This is a genomic window from Vibrio sp. 2033 (assembly GCF_033339735.1).
Genome location: NZ_JAWOVC010000666.1, coordinates 1 through 558, shown reverse-complemented (window position 1 = coordinate 558; position 558 = coordinate 1). Strand labels below are relative to the sequence as shown.

General features: G+C 45.0%; 1 protein-coding gene. It reads right to left on the bottom strand.

The features are described 5' to 3' along the window. On the bottom strand, window positions 1-558 hold a 558-nt coding region (locus R7P74_RS28385; RefSeq protein WP_318124026.1), incomplete at both ends, for a helicase-related protein.

The window sequence follows — 558 nt, the reverse complement described above, 5'->3', positions numbered from 1 at the left end:
CTTCTAGTCGACTGATTTCCTTCTCCAATTGTTGTGGAGACATCACTTCGTAAGTTTGAGATGGTTCAGCCACTTTAGACAGTGGCACTTGCTTAGTATTGCGTTGACGTTTGGACTTAGTAATGTCGCCCAATTCCATAATATCCTTGATATTACGTTTTAACGCTTGCGGCGTAATGCCCATTTTCTCGTTGTACGCTTGCTGCTTCTCACGACGACGATTGGTTTCATCCATCGCTTTTTTCATCGATTTTGTAATGCTATCCGCATAGAGAATCGCTTTACCCTCAATGTTTCGTGCAGCACGACCTATCGTCTGAATGAGTGAACGTTCTGAACGCAAGAAACCTTCTTTGTCGGCATCCAAAATTGCCACCAGCGAGACTTCCGGCATATCCAAACCTTCTCGAAGCAAGTTGATACCCACTAAGACATCGAACTCACCTAAGCGCAAATCTCGAATGATCTCGACGCGCTCTACCGTGTCGATGTCGGAGTGAAGATAACGAACACGAACATCATGCTCATGCAGATATTCCGTTAAATCTTCCGCCATTC